Genomic DNA, 16796 nt, shown 5'->3' with positions numbered 1-16796 from the left:
TCAGTGCGCGGTCCAGCCGCCGTCGATCGGGATCGACGCGCCGGTGATCAGGTCGGCGGACGGCGTACACAGGTAGGCGACCAGCTCGGCCACCTCCTCGGGCGCGATCAGGCGCTTGATCGCGGCCCGCTCCAGCATGATCTCCTCGATCACCTGGTCCTCCGGGATGCCGTGCATCCGGGCCTGGTCGGCGATCTGCTTGTCGACGAGCGGCGTGCGCACGAACGCGGGCTCCACGCAGTTCGAGGTGACGCCGTGCGGCGCGCCCTCCAGCGCGGTCGTCTTCGACAGGCCCTCCAGTCCGTGCTTGGCGGTGACGTAGGCGGCCTTGAACGGCGACGCGATCAGCCCGTGCACCGAGGAGATGTTGACGATGCGGCCCCAGTGGCGGGCGTACATGTGCGGCAGCACCCTGCGGACCAGCCGGAACGGCGCCTCCACCATGACCCGTTGCAGGTAGGCGAACTTCTCCGGCGGGAAGTCCGGCAGCGCCGACACGTGCTGCAGGCCCGCGTTGTTGACCAGCACGTCCACGTCGCCGCGCACGCCGTCGGCGGCGTCCGGCCGGGACAGGTCCGCGACCACCGGTCGCCCGCCGACGGCCGCCGCGACCTCCGTGGCGGCGACGTCGTCCACGTCCGCCACCAGCACTGTCGCGCCGGCCTCGGCCAGCCGGACCGCGCAGGCCCGCCCGATGCCGCTGCCCGCTCCGGTGACCAGGGCGACCCGGCCGTCGAGATCGAGGTTGACCACCATGGCGTCACCCTACGAGCGGATAGGCCGATCACCATATGTGTGCGGACGCCACGCCGGGCCGCCCGGACATGTGGCGCCCGGACATGCGCGGTTGAATGGGGGCATGACTCGATACGCAGTGCTGCTGCGCGGCATCAACGTGGGCCGCAACCGCCGGATCGCGATGGCGGACCTGCGCGAGCTGCTCACCGGGGCCGGATATGCGAACGTCGCCACCCTGCTCCAGAGTGGCAACGCGGTGCTGGACACAGATCAGTCCGCGGCTGAGCTGGGACCGGCGCTGGAGCGATTGATCGAGGAGCGGTTCGGTTTCCCGGTCGGTGTGATCCTGCGCAGTCAGGATGAGTTGGCCCGGATCGTCGCGTTGAATCCGCTCAAGTCGGTCGCGACGGACGGCTCACGTTATTTCGTGTCTTTTGCTGGTGTGGAGGGTTCGGGGGCGATCCCCGAGGTCGACAGCGCGGACCAATGCGTGGTCGATGGCGCCGAGACCTATCTCTGGTGCCCCGACGGGATGCGCGACAGCCCGCTGATCAAGGCGCTCACGAAGGTCAAGAACCCGCCGCCCTCCACGATCCGCAACTGGAACACCGTCGAGAAACTGCTGACCCTGATGTCCTGACCGCACGCGATCCCTAAGCCGGCACCGGCGGCGAGCCCGTCGCGGATCGTGGAATCGACGAGGCGAGCCGGCTCAGAGGGCCCGTCTGATCCGGGACTTCAGCGCCCGGCGCGCCAGCGGACCCAGCTCGTCCACCACCTCGACCAGCACCGCGAGCTGGTCCAGCGCCTCGAACGCCCGCTGCGCCCCGTCCCGATCGATGCCCTCATAGAGCTCGATCCCGACGAACGCCGCCGCCACCGCACGCGCCAGACCGGGGATGTCGGCGACCTCAGCGACCGGCGACCCCGCCAGCAGCCTGGTCAGCACCGCCTCGATCTCGTCGGTCCAGAGCTGCAGCGCGGCACCGGTCGGCCCGGCCAGCCGGTCACCGGTCTGCGCCGCGGCAAGCAGCTGCGCGAGCACCGACACGTTGCCCTGTGCCAGCTCAGCGGCGTGCAACTCGCGGCCGACCTGGAGCAGTTCGCGCAGTGAGCCGACGGCCGCGAACCGGTCCGCGAACGCCCCCACGCGCTGCCGGGTGGCCTGCTCGCAGGCGGCGCCGAGCAGCTCGTCGACGGATCCGTAGTGGTAGAAGACGAGCGCCTGGTTCACCCCGGCCGCCGCCGCGATCGTGCGGGCCGACGCCCCGGCCACCCCGTGGTCACGCAGCGCGGTCAGCGCGCCGTCGAGCAGGCGTTGTTTCGTGTCGCTCATCGCGCGCCATTCTTCCCCACCGCCCGATGGGGCGGCGCGATCAGGGCGTCCACCACCAGCTGCGCGAGGCGGTCCAGGCCGGGGAGCAGCAAAAACCAGCTTGGGTACGCGTAGAGCAGGCCACAGTGTTCCATCCCGCGGGCGACCGCTCCCACACCCGAGGCGACGTGCCCGTCGTCGGCTTCGTAGCGCGCCCGCCACAGGTCCGGCCCGGCCGGTTCGATGGTCAGGCCCGCCGGTGACTGCCGGAGCAGCAGGTCACGGACGCCCGCGCAGGGTCCGCAGTCGTCGTCGAGCCAGAGCCGGGCCGGCACCGCGCTGGGGGCGGGACGGGTCCGGGGCCACCAGTCGTGCACCTCACGTCGATAGACGCGCCACCTGTCCCCGTACCTCAATTGCAGGTCCTGCCGCTCGGAAGCCGCCGCCAAGCCCGCCGCGAACGCCGTCGCGCTCAGCGCGGCGGCGGCGAGAGCGACGCTGCGGGTGACCACCGCCAGCCAGAGGAGCAGGAGCACACCGCTGACCTGCATCGGGTTGGCGAGGTACGCGTAGACGCCGCTCGTGACAAGCCGTTGCGGCGGATCCCACGGGAACGGTGTCCCGCCGCCGCGCACCGCGAACTCCCGGACCGCGGCGAGCGCCGGCGCCGCGAGGGCCAGGGTCACCTGCCCGACCAGGAACAACTCTGTCCCGGAGAGCCCCAGGAGGTGTTCCCAGCCGCCGTCGCCGAGGCTGAACGCGACGCTCGGGATGAGCCAGAGCAGCAGCACCGCGAAAAGCCCCACCTGCAGCAGTACGCGCGGGATCAGCCGTCGCCGATCGTCGGTCCAGCAGCCCAGCAGCTGGGCCGGGAGCGCGACCGTGACCAGGCCTGACGCTTCGCCGAGCAGCCAGTGCGGACCGAGCGCGACGAGTGGCTCGAGCGCCGGCATGGCGACCGCGTCGATCCAGAGGAGCAGGCCGAGCGCGACCGGCAGCGCAACGATCCGCCGCAGCAGCACCGGAACCGGCCCCCAGAGCGCCGCCCAGCCCAGCCACAGATCGACCGGGAAACCCCGGTACGCGCCGTCGACCCGCGCGAACGTCCACCACCCGGCAGCGGCGGCGACCTCGTGCAGCACGGCGAGGCCGGTCGCCGACGCGAGGAACGCGAGCACCGCGCCCACCCGTCGCGGCGTGCAGCGGGCCGCGGCGAGCACCGCCGCCACGGGAATCAGCAGGACCAGGTAGCGGGCCAGGATCATGGCAGGTTCAGCATGTTCAGGAAGTGCTCGGCGCCGGCGTGCATGAACCGGTCCTGGAGCGGCCCGAAGTACCAGAACGGGTCGAGCCCGCGCCGGTAGCCGATCCGGAGCGTGACCTCGCTGCCGCCGTGCTCGCCGGGCTGCCAGCTCAGCGTGGCGTCGCGCATGCCGACCCAGCGACCGGTGATCGACGAGTCCTCGACGACCGCGAAGGTGATCTCGCTCGGCCCGGCGGCGACGACCTCGGTGACGATCTGCCCGCCGGGGCCGTGCGAGCTGCCGTGATAGCCGAACATCCAGCCGTCGCCGGGCGTCAGGCCGCTGCCGTGCACGTGCTCCGGTGTCGGCACGCCGAGCAGCCGCAACGCGAACGGCCGTGCGTCCTGCGGCTGCGGCCCGGCGGCGAGCAGGGCGGGCAGCGCGGCCGGGTCGACCTGTGCCTCGCGGCTGACCTGCACGGACTGGTCGGGATGAACCCGCCAATCCGGCTGCACGCCCTCGACGCCGGTGAGCAGCAGCGGCAGCGGGAGCAGCACGGTCAGCCTCCGGGAGCCGCCGCCCATCCGGACCAGCGCGGTGATGCCGTGGGCGAGCAGGTAGACCAGCGGCGCGGCGAGCACGACGCAGATCGCGCCCTCGTGCGCCGCCACCGCCGCCAGCAGCAGGCCGATGGTGGTCAGCCGGAAGACCCGGCCGTGCGTGCTCCGGCCCGGCTGCAGCGCGAGACCGGCCGCCAGTACGGTCGGCAGCACGACGAACAGCAGCGCGCTGTCGGCCCGCCCGGACCGCTGGACCACCACGAAGAACACCACGCCGAACAGCACGATGAGCCCGGCCAGGATCAGATTCGCCGGCCGTGTCCGTACCCGTTCCACCCTCAACCTCCCCCCGTTTTGAGCACTCGCTCAAGTCGTACCGTAGCGGGTTTTGAGCGACTGCTCAAGCGTGGGGGCGATCCCCCTGAGGGAGGACCCGAGATCCTCATCGAGGGTGACGACGCCTCGGATCCGTCCCGGATAACTTCCTGAGTCGGAGGGGCGACTGTCCCTGGTGGACGGGACGCCTGATCGGCTTGGATCGCCTCAACAGCCGGATTCATGGGGGTAGACATGCACGACCTGGTACGCCGCGCCCGCGAGCTGACGCCGTCCCTGCAGGCCCGGGCCGCCGAGCTGGACTCCGCCCGGCAACTGCCGGCCGATCTGGTCGCCGAGCTGAAAGCGGCGGGCTTCTTCCGGATGTTCGTGCCCCGGTCCCACGGTGGTCACGAGGCCGACCTGCGCACCGGCATGGCGGTCCTGGAGCAGCTCGCCACCGCCGAGCCCGCCGTCGGCTGGACCGTGATGATCGGCTCCGAGACGCCGCAGCTGCTCGCGTGCCTGGACCGGGAGACCTTCGACAAGATGTACTCGTCCGGCCCCGACGTGATCGTGGCCGGTGGCTTCAGCCCGCAGGGCACGGCCACGCCCACCCCGGACGGCTACCTGGTCGACGGCCGCTGGGCGTTCGGCAGCGGCAGCACCCACGCCGACTGGATCTTCGGGAACTGCCTGCTCACCCCGATCGGCGAGCCGCCGCAGACCCGCTCCGCGCTGGTCCCCGCCTCGCAGGCCCGGATCATCGACACCTGGCAGGTGCTGGGCCTGCTCGGCACCGGCTCGCACGACGTCGAGATCAGCGGCGTGCACGTGCCGGCCGAGCACACGTTCGACCTGTTCGCCGGCGTCCCGTCGATCCCCGGCCCGGCGTTCGTGGCACCGCTCATGCACTTCGTCCTGCACCTCGGCGCCGTCGCGACAGGCATCGCCCAGGGCGCGCTGGACGCCACGACGGCCCTGGCCGCCGGCGGCAAGCAGCGGCTCTACGCGAAGACCCGCCTGGCCGACACCCAGCTCTTCCAGGTCCAGCTGGGCCGCGCCGACCTCACCCTGCGCGCCGCCCGTGCCCTGCTCGCGACGACGGCCGGCGAGCTGTGGGAGCTCTGCTCCACCGACCCGGCCGGCCTCGCCGCGATCGGCCCGCGCGTCTCCGCAACCCTGACCTGGGTCACCGACGCGGCATTGTCCGTCGTGGACACCTGCTACCGCGCGGGCGGCGGCCAGGCGGCGCGGGACACCTCACCGATCCAGCGGCGCTTCCGCGACATGCACACGTTCAGCCAGCACGCGGCCGCGGCGGAGGGGTGGCTCGGAGGGTACGGTGCAGCGCTGCTCGGCAACCCGGGAGGCCTCGCCTACTGACCCGAGCCTACTGACCCGAGACACCACCGGCGACGCGCGAAGCCGGCAGGCGGCCTACCGGCGTTTCTCTTCCGGCAGCAGCACGTGGAGAATCGGGCCGCTGCCGGCGTCGCCCGGGTTCACCATGATCGCCACCGCCCGGTCGTCGTTGCTCCACACCCGCGCGTGACGGTCCGACAAGTCGGTCGCCCCATCCAGGGTGTGACGGGGATATTGATATCTGTCGTCAACTGTCCAGTCGGGGCCGAGCGCCACCTCGTAGTGTTCCTCGATCGACTCCCACGTGGTGTCCGGAGGCAAGCGGTACCACGTACTGAGTTCCCACGGAGGCTCGTAGTTCTCCCGCAGCCAGGGGACCAGGTCGATGTACGCGTTGTAGAAGCGCCTGTTCTCCTCGCGGGTCATGGGGTCCAGAGCGATGTCCTCCACTCCGATCGCCCCGGGCGGTGCGGGTGGTTGCGGCAAGGGGTCGGCCGAGCAGGCGGAGACCATCAGCACCAGCGCGGCACAGGCCAGGACACGCACGGCGCGAGCGCGGATCAGCAGCGCGGACTGCGACATCGGCATCATCGGATTCGACAGTAGAACGGGGATGCACACGACAGGTGCGCCGTGGACGCTCCCGACGTCGATGTTTCTCACGACCGCCGGTTGAGATGAGGGAACGGCTCGTCCGGTTCGGTGACGCCGAGTGCACGGCACAGAGGTGCCCAGCCCTCGCGGGGAGTCCGTCGCCCAACCGATCCAACGCCGTCGCGGCGCCTAAACGCCCGCCGCCGATATTTCAGCCGTGGGCGGTTCCCCAAACTCTCCGATGTGCCAGGACGCCAGGTATGCGCGCTTCACCAACGACAGAAAGGCGTAATACTGCGCCGCCAAGTTCAGCAGCGGCTATTTGGGGATGCCGGTCCAGCGGATCACCAAAGCTGATTGGCAAACATTCCGCGATGTGAAAGATTGGACGGATAATTCGTCGAGTGACAGCAAGGCGAGGACTATTGGGGGATGGCTCAGCTTTCCTTGTTTCCCACCCGGCATCTTCGGGATCGGACGCTGCGCCGCAATTATTCTCCGGCGGCCGAGGAGTTCCGGCGCGAGCACGAGCGACACCGCTCATGGGGCCTCGCGCAACGCCACGCGCGGCGCCTGCGCCAGTTACGAGAAGCGGAGGAGCATGCCGAGGCTCGCGTCTGCCCGTCGCCGGGGACTCCGCGAATCGGTCACGAAACGCCGCTCAGCGACGCGAGTCAGCCCAGCACGGAGTCACGTGACCGGGAGGAGGGTGAGCCCTTCGCACCGAAGCCCTCGCGTGCTGCCATCGAGGGCGTGACAAGTGCAGCTCACGTCCCTGACAAGGACGGCAACCGAGAGAGCGCAATCGTGACGGCAGAGCTCGCGCCGCCTCGCCCCCGGCGCAGTGAACCGGGTGATCGCCACAATCGCCGCCGACAGGGGAGAGTTGCGCGCGTCCAGCGGAGTCCGGCCCACCGCCTCACTGGCTGGAGTCCGCATTCCAGGCCACCGAAATGGGCGCGTGGCAACTACAATTCACCCTTCCCCGCCTCTGAATACCGTGTCAGACTATGTAAAAATCGGAACAATGACGAGCGATCGCCTCCGCGAAAAATGCACGACATTCGGCAGAGTCGATCCAGCGACGGCTCGGTATCGGGCTCGCGGAAGGTATCCCGTTTGCTGCCTCACCCACTGCTGATGTAGCTACACCCCCTACGGGTGTAGCCGATATGGCGGTGTGCCGAGTTCAGTCGATCAGCGGCACGTCCTGTCGTCGATGACGTGCGTGCGCAAATCACCAAGAGCGTGGCGGGAGGGCGGCGCGCCGCTGGCGGGAAGGCCGCGTGAGGGCGGCGCGAGAAACCGTGCGGGGCGAGCGGCGCGAGAAACGGTGCGGGGCGAGCGGCGCGAGAAACGGCCGGGAAGGGCGACGCCACGGCCGAGGAAGCAGCGCGGAATGGCCACCGTGGGGGCGGCGCGGGAAAGGCGGCGCGCCACTGGCGGTTGGCGCGCCGCCGGGCGGGACGGCGCGGCCGATGGGGGAAGGCGCGCCGCCCGGGGTCGGGCGGTGAGACGGCACGGCCGGTGAGGAGGCGCGCCGCCCACGGGTCAGGCGGGTGAGACGGCACGACCGGTAAGGGAAGCGCGCCGCCCACGGGTCAGGCGGGTGGGGCGGCGCGGTCGGTGAGGGAAGCGCGCCGCCCGGGGTCAGGCCTCGGGGCGGAGGATCGTGGCGGCCAGGCCTCGAGCGTGGTCCGTCCAGGGCTCGGGGCGCATCGTGGCCGGGTTCAGGCGCACGTTCACGCGGCGGCCCTCGGCGAAGACCGTGGTGGCGTCCGTGGAGATGACCCGGAAGCCGTATGCGGCGCTGGTCGTGCCGATCGTGTCGAGCCAGAAGTGGATGGTGATGTCGCCGGTGCCGAGGACCGGGCGGTGGAAGGTGATGCCGTATTCGCGGACCACGTTGAAGGCGTCCGGCGTGGTGGGGCGCCCGCCGGAGAAGGAGACGCCGCGCTCGGCCCACCAGAGGGAGACGGCGCGCTCGACCAGGACCGCGTACCGCGAGTTGTGCAGCATGCCCATGGCGTCGAGGTCGTCGAAGTGGACCGGGATGTGCACCGTGGCGCCGTAGGACACGGAGGGGGCGGCGGCGGGTTCGGTCACGGTGGTCATGGCAGCTCCGGAAGGATCGTGGGATTCGTGGTGATCGAGCGCAGGTGGTCCAGCAGCGCCTGGCGGGCCTGCCGGAACGTCGGTCCGGTCCCGAGCACCGGCGCCTGCATCACGGCGCAGACCCCGAGGGATTCGGTGTGGTAGGCCAGGCTGTCCGGGCTCACGCCGGCGCGCACCTCGCCGAGGGTGAGCGCGTCGGTGGCGGTCCTGGTCAGGAACGCCATCCAGTCGCGCAACTCGGCGGCGAGACGGTCGCGGATCACGCCGGGACGGGCGTTGAACTCGAAGTGCGCGTTGGCGAAGAAGCAGCCGCCGGGCAGCACCCCGGACTCGTAGAACGCGAGCCGGCTGTCGTGCGCCGCCCAGAGCCGCCGGACCCCGGCGGGCTGGTCTCGGGCCGGCGCGACGACCAGGTCGGTCCACTGCGCGCGGGCGTGGTCGATCACGGCGAGTTGCAGGGCTTCCTTGGACCGCCAGTGCGCGAAAAGGCCGGACTTGCTGACCCCGAGCGCGTCGGCGACCTGGCTGAGTGACAGCCCGTCGAGCCCGTTGACGGTGGCGAGCAGCAGCGCCTGGTCGAGCACGGCGGCACGGGTCCGCTCGCCTCGCACCAGCCGGCCGTCCTGCGTCATGACCCCACGCTACAAAACGACCGACCGTTCGTAAATATAACGACGGTCACGCCAGGAGGGACGTGATCACGGCGTATTCGCGCGCCGTGACGAACGACGGGTTCGACCCCTGCGGCTGCCGGAGCACCTCGAGATCAGCCAAAACCCCATGGGAACGGATCACCGACCGCGGGATCCACGCGTCCGGCGGGGCGATGGTCAGGTCCAGCGGCACTTCCCAGCCGTCACCGTCACGCCGGGCCGGGCCGGTCAGCCGCCCAGCTCCCCAGATGCCGTACGCGATGTCGCGCCGCCGGCTGCCGCTACCCCAGAAGAGCACCGGCTGCCCGGCCCGCATCAGGCCGAGCCGATAGCTGGGCTGCACGCACCACCGCTCGACGTGCGGCTCGACCGAGAATCGTCCGCGCAGGTCGACGTGGTCCGCGTTCCCCTTGAGCAGCCAAGCCCCAAGATCTTCAACAGCGACGGTACGGGGTGAGCTCACCCGCTCCGGATACCCAGAAAGGCCGGCGCACGATCACGCCGGCCTCCCTTCGGATGAAACTCAGACCGCGTTGCAGATGCCGGTCATCTCGTCGCGCGCCACGACCTTGATGCGCTTACGCCCGTGCGGCTCACCCAGGGTCACCTCGTGGGCGTCCAGCTTCTGCCAGCCCTCCCAGTCGGTGATCTCCAGGCCGCGCCCGCGCAGGTACTCGAGGACACCCTCGTGCGTGGGGTCGACCGGCGCCGGCAGCTTCTCGACGTCCTCGAGCAGGCTCTGCACGGTCTCGTTGGCGTCACCCTTGGTGTGGCCGATGAGGCCGACCGGGCCGCGCTTGATCCAGCCGGTCGTGTACATGCCGGGGATGTGCTCGCCGTCGAGGTCGAGGATCCGGCCGGCCTGGTGCGGGATGGTGCCGGTCTTGGTGTCGAACGGCAGGTCCGGCAGCGCGGTGCTGAGGTAGCCGACGGCCCGGTAGACGGCCTGGACCGGCCAGTCGGTGAACTCGCCGGTGCCGCGGACCCAGCCGTCGCCGGTCAGCTCCTGGGTCTCGGTCCGCAGGCCGACGACCTTGCCGTCCTCGCCGAGCACCTCGACCGGGGCCTGCAGGAAGTACAGGTGCAGGCGGCGCGGGCGGTCCCGCGGGTCGCGCACGGCCCAGTTCTGCAGGATGTCCACGCACATCTTGACGTGCCGGGTCTGCCGCATCGCCTCGAGGCTGCCCTCGTCGAACTCGATGCCCTCGGGGTGGATGATCACCTCGACGTTCGGCGAGTGGTCGAGTTCGCGCAGCTCCTGCGGGGTGAACTTGACCTGGGCCGGGCCGCGCCGGGAGAACAGGTGCACGTCGGTGACCGGGCTGGCCTTCAGTCCCTGGTAGACGTTCTCCGGGATCTCGGTGACCAGCAGCTCGTCGGCCGTCTTCGCGAGGATCCGGGCCACGTCGATGGCGACGTTTCCGGCGCCGATGACGGCGACCTCCTTGGCCTCCAGCGGCCACTCGCGCGGCACGTCGGGGTGCCCGTTGTACCAGGACGCGAAGTCGGCGGCGCCGAAGCTGCCCTGCAGGTCGATGCCGGGGATGTCGAGGGCGCGGTCCTTCTCGGCGCCGGTCGCGATGACCGTCGCGTCGTAGAAGCGGCTGAGCTCCTCGGGCTTGACGTCGGTGCCGTACGCGACGTTGCCGATGAACCGGATCCGCTCGTTGTTCAGGATCCGGGTGAGAGCGTTGACGATCTCCTTGATCCGCGGGTGGTCAGGCGCGACGCCGTACCGGATCAGGCCGTAGGGGGTGGGCAGCTTGTCGAAAATGTCGACGGTGACCGTTTCCGAAGCCTTGATCAAGTGGTCGGCCGCATAGATACCGGCCGGGCCGGCACCGATGACGGCAACCCGCAGGGGGCGATCCATAGATAAATCCCTCACTCGCGCTCTCGCCGATGATCAAAGGAAACGGCAAGACTCTAAAACTTGAACCTAGGTTGAGATCAAGTCGATCTCACGGTCCCGAACCGGCCCATTACCGGACAGAATGGCCGAACTCACTCACCAGCGGAGTAAGGTTAGGCTGACCGAACTCCCTGGTGAGAGCGTCGAAACGAGCGGGCTTGTCCGCACCGAAGCGACTCACGGCGACCACGAATGTGTCACTGGTCACGAATGACGGCGGCGTCGATTTGCTGTGGAATTTGTCCGCATACATCACGAGTCGTTCCTCGGCGGATTCGGCCAGGTAGTCCGCCACCGGCAACGGCAGCCCCTGCGCTGTCACGTCCGCGGCGGTGATCCCGACACCGGTGTGGTGCGAGCAGAACCGGCTGAGCACCTCCGGCAGACCGAGGTCGCGCGCCAGCTCCTCGCCGAGCACCCCGTGCCTGACGTAGGGGTCGTCCGCAGCCAGCCGGTACACCCCGATGTCGTGCAACAGGCACCCGGCCCGCACCAGATCCCCATCGAGGTCCGGGGGCATGAGCTGCGAGGCGATCGACCAGACGATCCGGCAGTGCGTCCAGACCGACGCGAACGCCTCCCGGCTCGGCGCGGCCTCGCGGTGCATGGCACGGATCTGTGTCTCGGTCGGAATCACCGCAGTGACGATGCCACGTCGGTCAGAACGGTCAGGAAGGTGGTCAGGGCCGGCGTCTGCGGCCCCTCCCGGGTGACCACGAAGAGGCGCCGGCCCAGGCTCTGCTCGGCCACGTCCCGGACCGCCACCGCCGGGTCCCCGGCGGGCAGTGTCAGCTCGGGCAGCAGCGCCACCGCGCCGGCCCGCCGGACCAGCTCCAGCTGCACCTCCGCGTCGTAGCAGAGGTGCCGCAGGTCCGGGTCGAAGCCGCCGAGCGCGCGACAGGTGCCGACGACCATGGCGTGGTGGCCGGTGCCCGCGCTGGTCGCGACCCAGACCTCGGCACGCAGCGCGGCGATCGGCACCGGGCCGCCCGGGGCGGCGAGCGGGTGGGCCGCCGGGAGCACCAGTTTCAGCTCCTCGGCGTGCAGCACCGCGAACCGCAGGCCGGCCGGGCGCGGGCGGGGATGGCCGTCGTACTCGTCGCTGATCAGCAGGTCGATCGCGCCGAGGCGCAGCTCGGGCAGGGCCGCCTCGAGCTCCAGTTCGAAGACCTCGGCACGGATCCCGGGGAAGGCGGCCGCGACCCGGGACACCGCGGGAACCAGCAGGCGGCGCGCGGCTGACTGGAGTCCACTGGCGCGCACGGTACCCCGTACCTCATCGGTGTGGGCCGCGAGATCCGCCGCTGCCGCGTCGGCGGCAGCGAGAAGGACACCCGCGTGGCTCGCCAGGATCCGCCCCGCGTCGGTGAGGCGCACGCCGCGGCCCGCTTTCTCCAGCAGCCGGGCGCCGACCTCCTTCTCCAGGAGCGCGAGCTGTTGCGAGACGGCGGACGGGCTGTAGCCGAGGGCCGTCGCGACCGCGCCGAGCGTGCCGCGCACCTCGAACTCACGGAGAAAGCGCAGGCGACGCAGCTCCATGCACAAATCCTAAACAATCAGCTCCAGGAATCGTCACTGGACGTGACGAATCAGCGGGCCGAAGCTTGCCCTCATGGGTCCCACTCTCTGCCTGCTCTCCGCGGTCTGTTTCGGCGCGCTCGGCGTCTTCGGCAAGCTCGCGTTCGAGGCGGGCGTCTCGCCGGACACCCTGCTCCTGGTCCGTTTCGGTCTGGCCGCGCTGCTGCTGGCCTCGTTCCCCCTCCTCCGCCGCCGGCCCGAGGTCAGGACCAAGACCCCCGGGACGCTTCTGGCCGCGGCACTCGGCCTGGGTGCCCTCGGGTACGCGGCCCAGGCGACCCTGTATTTCGAGGCCCTGCAGCGGATGGACGCCTCGCTGCTGTCCCTGGTCTTCTATCTGTATCCCCTGCTGGTGACGGTGACCGCGGTGGCCCTGGGCCGGGACCGGCTGACCGGCGGCAAGGTGGTCGCGCTGCTCGCCGCGTCGGCCGGGGTGCTGCTGGTGCTGCTCGGCGCGGGCGGCGTGGCGATCGACGGCACCGGGGTGGCCCTGGCGTTCGGGTCGGCGCTGACCTACACCGGCTACATCCTGTGCTCGGACCGGGTCGTGCGACGGATGCCGCCGGTCCGGCTGACCACCCTGGTGCTGACCGGCGCGGCCGCCGCGCTCGCGGTCCGGGCACTGGTCGCCGGCGGGGTCGGTCTCGATTTCCGGGCGGACGGCTGGTTGTGGCTGACCGGCATCGTGCTGGTCTCCACAGTGCTGCCGATCGTCGCGTTCTTCGCCGGTCTACGCCGGACCGGCCCCTCGACCGCGGCCATCCTCTCCACCGCCGAGCCGGTGGTGACGACCGCGCTGGCGGCCGCCCTGCTCGGTGAGACCCTGACGATCACGCAGCTCACGGGCGGTCTGCTGGTGCTCTCGTCGGTCGTTATCCTCCAAAGGAGAACTGGCCGTATCGCGCGGCCCGCCGGTTCACTATCATCAGCGCGATTCTCGAAGTGGGAACCACGCTGGATGGCCTATGGGACGATGACGGGTGGCGCAGAGTACGGAATCCGTCACAAAACCCAACCGAAACCATTCCGGCGCAAAATCAGTTAACGACTGCGCAGGCCGGTCGCGAGACCCTGAACCTGATATGACCTGGAGATATCGTGAACACCGAAGTCGCGACCCCGGACAACATGGTCGGGCCGCTGGCCGTCATCAATGAGACTCCGCTACGGGAGATCCGGGCCGAGCACGCCAGCCGCGTGGTCCGCCGGATCGTCGACAAGGAGTCCCTTCTCAAACGGCTGGATGTGGCCGCCTTCCAGTCCGCACACTGATGCCCGCCCGGGCGGGCGATGAGGCCGGCGGGGCGCATCCGCTGAGCCAGTTCGTTCTGAAGGTCCACGGCCGGTGCGACCTGAAGTGCGACCATTGCTACGTCTATGAGCACGCCGACCAGAGCTGGATGACCAAGGCCCGGGCCATGTCGGCCGACGTCGCCCGGGCCGCGGCCCGCCGGATCGCCGAGCACGCGGCCCGGTGGGAGCTGCCCCGCGTCCGGGTCGTCGTGCACGGTGGTGAGCCCCTGCTCCTCGGGCCGGCCGGGCTCGACCGGCTGATCACCGAGATCCGGACGCCGATCGAGAAGGTCACCCGGCTCTCGCTGACCATGCAGACGAACGGCGTGCGCTTCAACCCGGCGACCGGTGACGTGCTCAAGCGCCACGGTGTCCGGGTCGGGGTCTCGCTCGACGGCGACCGCGAGGCCAACGACCGGCACCGGAGATTCGCGAACGGCGCGGGCAGCTTCGACCAGGTCCAGGCCGCGCTCGCCCTGCTGCGCACCCCGGCCTACCGCGAGCTCTACGCCGGGCTGCTCTGCACGATCGACATCCGCAACTCCCCGGACCGGGTCTACGAGGCGCTCCTGGCCGAGCGGCCCCCCGCCGTCGACTTCCTGCTCCCCCACGCCACCTGGGAGAACCCGCCGCCGCGCCCGGACGGCGACCCCACGCCGTACGCGACCTGGCTCTCCGTGATCCACCGCCGCTGGCTGGCCGACGGCCGCCCGATGCGGATCCGGCTCTTCGACGGCCTGCACTCCACCGCGCGGGGCGGGCGGAGCGGCAGCGAGCAGCTCGGTGCCGACACCGTCGACATGGTGGTGATCGAGACCGGCGGCGAGTACGAGCAGGCCGACTCGGTGAAGACCGCGTACGACGGCGCGCCCGCGACCGGCCTCAGCGTGCTCACCCACCCCGTCGACGAGGTCTCCCGGCTGCGCCCGATCGCGGTCCGGCAGCGGGGCGTCGCCGGCCTCAACGAGATCTGCCGGTCCTGCCCGGTCGTCCAGCAGTGCGCCGGCGGCCTCTACGCCCACCGGTTCCGCGCCGGCCACGGCTTCGACAACCCGTCGGTGTACTGCGCGGACCTGCGCGTCCTGATCGACCGGACCAACGAGGAGACCCGGATGCACCAGGCTGACGCGAAACCCGGGGAGACCGGACCGGCCGACGTGATCGACCAGATCGCGTCCGGCTTCGGCGACGAGGCGACCATCGCCTGGCTGACCGGGCAGCAGCACGCGGTCACCCGGGCACTGGTCGTCGCCGCGGTCGAGCAGCACGGCGAGACGGCCGGCTGGCGGGCGCTCACCGAGCTGGAGGAGGGGCACGCCGGCGCGGTCCGGCACGTGCTCGCGCATCCGTACGTGCGGGCCTGGGCGGTCGGCATGCTGCGGACCGGCGACGCCGCCGGGCTGCCGTACCTGGGTGGGCTCGCCGCCGCGGCGGCCGTGCACGCGAGCGTGCCGGTGGAGACCGACGTCCGGATCGAGCAGGGCGTGGTCACGCTGCCCACGGTCGGCACGCTGTACTGGCCGGAGCCGGTCACCGCGCCCGCCCGGATCGCCGCCGACCCGGGCAAGCTGCGGCTCACCGGACCGGACGGGGTGGTGCTCACCGTCGACCTGTCCCAGCCCGGTTCGACCGCGCACTGGCAACCGGCCCGGCACATCGCGCGGGACGGCTGGAGCGTCCGGATCGAGGACGGGGACCCGGCCCGGGACTGCCACGGGTGGACCCCGGCGGCGCGGCTGGACGACCAGGCCGTGGCGCAGTGGCGGGACTCGCTGACCGCGGCCTGGCGCCTGATCGACGTGGAGTTGCCGGAGTACGCCCCGGCCCTGCGCGCCGGACTGAAAGTGATCATGCCGTTGGAGCCGGATCCGGCCGGGCGGCAACGGGCCTCCACGGCGATGGACGCGTTCGGTTCGCTCTCCGCCGTGCCGGTCGGGCCGGCCGAGCTCGCGGTCCTGCTGGTGCACGAGTTCCAGCACGCCAAGCTGGGCGCACTGCTCGACCTGTACGACCTGCACGACCCGGACTCGGACGCCCGGATCACGGTCGGCTGGAAGACCGAGAGCCGGCCGGTCGAGGCCGCGCTGCAGGGCGTCTACGCGCACGCCGCGGTGGCCGACGTCTGGCGCCGCCGGGTCGGCCACGACCCCCGCGCCCCCGAGCTGTACGCGATGTACCACCGGTGGACCGTCGACGCCGTCGCCGCGCTGCGCGAGACCGGCGCGCTGACCCCGCTGGGCGCCGCGTTCGTCGACCGGATGGCCGCGACGATCCGGTCCTGGGACTCATGACCGGCCCGGTCGTGACCCGCGCCGCCCTGGTCGCCGACCTGATCGCGCTCGGGGTGGGCAAGGACACGCCGGCCGGCGGCGCCCTGCTGGTGCACTGCTCGATGCGCCGGATCGGCTGGATCGAGGGCGGCCCGGCCACCCTGCTCGCCGCGCTGCGCGAGGTGTGCGGCCCGGGCACCACGATCGTGGTGCCGGCCCAGACCCCGAACAACTCGCTGACCAGCCCGGTGTACCGCGCGGCCACGGCCGGTCTGAGCGACGCCGACCGGGACCGCTATGTGGCGGCGATGCCCGGCTTCGACCCGGACACCACCCCGTCGTACGGCGTCGGCGGCTTCGCCGAGCACGTCCGGGCGCATCCGGGCGCGCTGCGCAGCCGGCACCCGCAGACCTCGTTCGCCGCGCTCGGGCCGGCCGCCGCGGGGATCGTGGCGGTGCACGACCTGGACTGCCATCTGGGCGAGCGGTCCCCGCTGGGCGCGCTCTACCGGGGCGACACCTCGATCCTGCTGCTCGGCGTCGGCGTCGAGAAGTGCACCGCGCTGCACCTCGCCGAATACCGGGCCGCGGACCGGTTCCCGCGGCCTGGCGCGATCATGGAGTACTCCTGCTTCGTGACCGAGAATGATCGGCGCGAGCTGCGGCGGTTCGCGGCGCTCAAGCTCGACGACGGCGATTTCGGCACGGCCGGGAAGGATCTCCTCCGGCACTCCTGGGCGACCACCGGACAGGTGGGTGACGCCACCGCTCACCTGTTCCCGCTGGTGCCGGCGGTGGACGCGGCGCAGGAGTGGTTCTCCACCCATCGTCATTGATCCGTCTT

The 16796-nt window shown here is 71.1% G+C and carries 17 protein-coding genes and 1 pseudogene; 6 read left to right on the top strand and 12 right to left on the bottom strand.

Annotation, left to right across the window (positions count from 1 at the left end; translation table 11 throughout):
• The gene (locus AMIS_RS11730) at positions 1 to 756 is read right to left on the bottom strand and encodes a 3-hydroxybutyrate dehydrogenase (RefSeq protein ID WP_014442489.1); all 756 of its coding nucleotides are present in this window, start codon (positions 754 to 756) and stop codon (positions 1 to 3) included.
• A gap of 103 nt (positions 757 to 859) precedes the next feature.
• On the opposite strand from AMIS_RS11730, the gene AMIS_RS11725 reads away from it, so the two are divergent.
• Positions 860 to 1378, top strand: coding sequence for a DUF1697 domain-containing protein (locus AMIS_RS11725; protein ID WP_014442488.1), 519 nt, complete (start codon positions 860 to 862; stop codon positions 1376 to 1378).
• A 72-nt stretch (positions 1379 to 1450) separates the two neighbouring features.
• Here AMIS_RS11725 and AMIS_RS11720 read toward each other — a convergent pair whose 3' ends face one another.
• From AMIS_RS11720 to AMIS_RS11710, 3 genes and pseudogenes are all read right to left on the bottom strand, one after another.
• Complete coding sequence (locus AMIS_RS11720) at positions 1451 to 2014, bottom strand: TetR family transcriptional regulator (protein WP_386932625.1); 564 nt, start codon at positions 2012 to 2014, stop codon at positions 1451 to 1453.
• Positions 1969 to 3318: pseudogene (locus AMIS_RS11715) on the bottom strand (methyltransferase). Before AMIS_RS11715 ends, AMIS_RS11720 begins: the two are co-directional and overlap by 46 nt.
• Positions 3315 to 4193: a hypothetical protein gene (locus AMIS_RS11710; RefSeq protein WP_014442485.1), complete on the bottom strand. Its 879-nt coding sequence runs from the start codon at positions 4191 to 4193 to the stop codon at positions 3315 to 3317. Before AMIS_RS11710 ends, AMIS_RS11715 begins: the two are co-directional and overlap by 4 nt.
• A gap of 234 nt (positions 4194 to 4427) precedes the next feature.
• On the opposite strand from AMIS_RS11710, the gene AMIS_RS11705 reads away from it, so the two are divergent.
• The gene (locus AMIS_RS11705) at positions 4428 to 5558 is read left to right on the top strand and encodes an acyl-CoA dehydrogenase family protein (protein WP_197538001.1); all 1131 of its coding nucleotides are present in this window, start codon (positions 4428 to 4430) and stop codon (positions 5556 to 5558) included.
• 54 nt (positions 5559 to 5612) lie between these two features.
• On the opposite strand, the gene AMIS_RS11700 is transcribed toward AMIS_RS11705, so the two are convergent.
• The 8 genes from AMIS_RS11700 to AMIS_RS11670 form a co-directional block, all read right to left on the bottom strand.
• Positions 5613 to 6128, bottom strand: coding sequence for a hypothetical protein (locus AMIS_RS11700; protein WP_041829704.1), 516 nt, complete (start codon positions 6126 to 6128; stop codon positions 5613 to 5615).
• A 68-nt stretch (positions 6129 to 6196) separates the two neighbouring features.
• Positions 6197 to 6364 (bottom strand): sulfotransferase, encoded by a 168-nt coding sequence (locus AMIS_RS44965; RefSeq protein WP_172666578.1) that lies wholly within the window; start codon positions 6362 to 6364, stop codon positions 6197 to 6199.
• Between the two features lie 1417 nt (positions 6365 to 7781).
• Positions 7782 to 8246: an acyl-CoA thioesterase gene (locus AMIS_RS11695; protein WP_014442482.1), complete on the bottom strand. Its 465-nt coding sequence runs from the start codon at positions 8244 to 8246 to the stop codon at positions 7782 to 7784.
• Entirely contained in the window at positions 8243 to 8878 is a 636-nt protein-coding gene (locus AMIS_RS11690) for a TetR/AcrR family transcriptional regulator (RefSeq protein ID WP_014442481.1), read from the bottom strand. Before AMIS_RS11690 ends, AMIS_RS11695 begins: the two co-directional genes overlap by 4 nt.
• A 46-nt stretch (positions 8879 to 8924) precedes the next feature.
• A complete protein-coding gene (locus AMIS_RS11685; RefSeq protein WP_014442480.1) occupies positions 8925 to 9362 on the bottom strand; it encodes a hypothetical protein in 438 nt (145 codons plus the stop codon).
• Between the two features lie 60 nt (positions 9363 to 9422).
• A complete protein-coding gene (locus AMIS_RS11680) occupies positions 9423 to 10772 on the bottom strand; it encodes an FAD-dependent oxidoreductase (RefSeq protein ID WP_014442479.1) in 1350 nt (449 codons plus the stop codon).
• Between the two features lie 109 nt (positions 10773 to 10881).
• A complete protein-coding gene (locus AMIS_RS11675; protein ID WP_014442478.1) occupies positions 10882 to 11448 on the bottom strand; it encodes an HD domain-containing protein in 567 nt (188 codons plus the stop codon).
• Positions 11445 to 12350 carry a LysR family transcriptional regulator gene (locus tag AMIS_RS11670; RefSeq protein ID WP_014442477.1) on the bottom strand — a complete coding sequence of 302 codons (906 nt, stop codon included), beginning with the start codon at positions 12348 to 12350 and terminating at the stop codon, positions 11445 to 11447. Before AMIS_RS11670 ends, AMIS_RS11675 begins: the two co-directional genes overlap by 4 nt.
• A gap of 73 nt (positions 12351 to 12423) precedes the next feature.
• Here AMIS_RS11670 and AMIS_RS11665 point away from each other — a divergent pair, with 73 nt between their 5' ends.
• The 4 genes from AMIS_RS11665 to AMIS_RS11655 are packed head-to-tail and all read left to right on the top strand — an operon-like array spanning position 12424 to position 16788.
• On the top strand, positions 12424 to 13434 hold the full coding sequence (locus AMIS_RS11665) for a DMT family transporter (RefSeq protein ID WP_014442476.1): 1011 nt from the start codon (positions 12424 to 12426) through the stop codon (positions 13432 to 13434).
• Positions 13435 to 13487: 53 nt separating this feature from the next.
• Positions 13488 to 13661 (top strand): FxSxx-COOH cyclophane-containing RiPP peptide, encoded by a 174-nt coding sequence (gene fxsA / locus AMIS_RS41180; RefSeq protein ID WP_014442475.1) that lies wholly within the window; start codon positions 13488 to 13490, stop codon positions 13659 to 13661.
• A complete protein-coding gene (locus AMIS_RS11660) occupies positions 13661 to 15973 on the top strand; it encodes an FxsB family cyclophane-forming radical SAM/SPASM peptide maturase (RefSeq protein ID WP_014442474.1) in 2313 nt (770 codons plus the stop codon). Before fxsA ends, AMIS_RS11660 begins: the two co-directional genes overlap by 1 nt.
• A complete protein-coding gene (locus AMIS_RS11655) occupies positions 15970 to 16788 on the top strand; it encodes an aminoglycoside N(3)-acetyltransferase (protein ID WP_014442473.1) in 819 nt (272 codons plus the stop codon). The genes AMIS_RS11660 and AMIS_RS11655 overlap by 4 nt, the downstream gene beginning before the upstream one ends.
• Positions 16789 to 16796 lie beyond the last annotated feature (8 nt).

Origin of the sequence: Actinoplanes missouriensis 431 (assembly GCF_000284295.1) — a bacterium.
GTDB classification, from domain to species: Bacteria; Actinomycetota; Actinomycetes; order Mycobacteriales; family Micromonosporaceae; genus Actinoplanes; species Actinoplanes missouriensis.
Note: the sequence above shows the minus strand (reverse complement) of the source record. Positions and strands in the feature narration are given on the sequence as shown.